Here is a 1,718-nt window from a genome sequence, read left to right as displayed (position 1 = left end):
TGTTAACACCAAGCGATTTTGTCGTACTTTAATTACCACGCGATTCTGTCGTAATCGCTAATTACCAAGGGAAATTGACGGTTATCTTTAACCGTGTTCTTTAAATGTTTTGTTTAAGCATTTGAGGAGCGCTAAGGGTGATTGTTTTGAATTCCAAAGCTCAATTAACAGTTGATATCATTGCTAAAGTGGCAGAGCGTAAAGTTACGATAGCTAATGCCGCTAAGCTCCTCAATAAATCCAGGCGTACTATTGAACGTTATTTGCAGCGTTACCGAAGCCAAGGTCTACAATTCGTTGTTCACGGGAATACAGGCAGCGAGCCAATTAATAAAACTCCAGATAGGCTTAAGCAGCAAGTTCAGTCGCTGATCCGCGAGAAATACTATGATCTGAATCTATTGCACCTCGCCGAGATGCTTGAGGCTCACGAACACATTGTTGTTAAGCGCGAGACACTGCGTAAGTGGGCACATGATATCCATCATGTAAAACGAGCCAAGCGTAGGCGTAGCCGTGTCCATAAACGCAGAGAACGGATGGAAGCACCAGGGCTAATGCTGCAAATGGACGGCAGTACACATCGCTGGTTCGGTGATAAAAAGTCGTGCTTAATCGCTATGATTGATGATGCTAACAGCGATATCCATGCAGAGTTTTTTCCGTCAGAAACGACTGAAGGGTGTATGAAAGTTATGCGCTCAGTTGTTGAGAAATTCGGCGTGTTTAAAACTCTATATGTTGATAGAGCTGGCATCTTTGGTGGTCCTAAACGTTGCAATTTCTCTCAGATGCAACGGGCCTGTGAGGAGTTAGGAATTGAAATCATCTTTGCTAGTTCTCCTCAAGGAAAAGGTCGTATTGAACGTGCCTTCGATACTCTACAAGACAGGTTGATACCGGAGTTACGGCTCAACAATATTACTGACATGACGGGCGCTAATAGCTACCTCCAACACGTCTTCATCCCGCAGTTCTGGCGTAAAAACCTGATGGTAAAATCTAAAACATCAGACACCGAATATACGCCTGTATCACGCTACACCAATCTTGATGATATCTGCATCACCAAGGTCTACCGGAAGATCCGTAACGACCATACGTTTAGCTTCAGGGGAAAACTCTACTTCATCGACTCACCGCTTAAGCACTCAATCACAAACCAAAAAATCGAAATTCGTACGGGTAAAAATAAGCGGTTCGATGCGTACTTCGCCGGACGAAAACTACAGGTAACCGAAGTAACGGAGCCTGAAAAGCTATCCTCGGAAGACTATGAGCTCCAGAAGAAGCTTGATGTATTGGCTCTGGCTGAAAAGCTAGGAAATGTGGCAGAAGCTTCCCGCCTAAGTGGTGTCTCCCGCGATACTATTTACCGCCATCGTAAGCTGATAAAACAAGGTGGAATCGAATCGCTAAAACGTCAGGAAACGCCAAATCTTCACCACAAAAATCGTACAGACAGAGCCATTGAGGAAGTCGTCATCGAATTCTCACTAGCTAACCCACACATGGGACAATCCAAAGTGTCAAGGCTGCTCAAGTCTGAAAGAAACGTCGACATACATGCTAGCGGCGTTCGCAATATCTGGCTAAGGGAAAATATGAATACGACTGCGTTACGGTTAGCAAAACTTGCCGAAGCTCGGCAACATTGATAGTGTGATTACGTCAAAATCGCTTGGTACTTATACCGTCAGTATCCCTTGGTAATCACA

The 1,718-nt window shown here is 44.5% G+C and carries 1 protein-coding gene; it reads left to right on the top strand.

Annotation, left to right across the window (positions count from 1 at the left end):
- Positions 1–137: 137 nt before the first annotated feature.
- Positions 138–1,658 (top strand): ISNCY family transposase, encoded by a 1,521-nt coding sequence (locus ABMY41_RS21705; RefSeq protein ID WP_075594550.1) that lies wholly within the window; start codon positions 138–140, stop codon positions 1,656–1,658.
- Positions 1,659–1,718 lie beyond the last annotated feature (60 nt).

This window comes from Pseudoalteromonas sp. BZA4 (assembly GCF_040104395.1).
Taxonomy (GTDB): domain Bacteria; phylum Pseudomonadota; class Gammaproteobacteria; order Enterobacterales; family Alteromonadaceae; genus Pseudoalteromonas.
The sequence above is the reverse complement of the archived record's forward strand: the minus strand, read 5'-3'. Positions and strand labels throughout refer to the sequence as shown.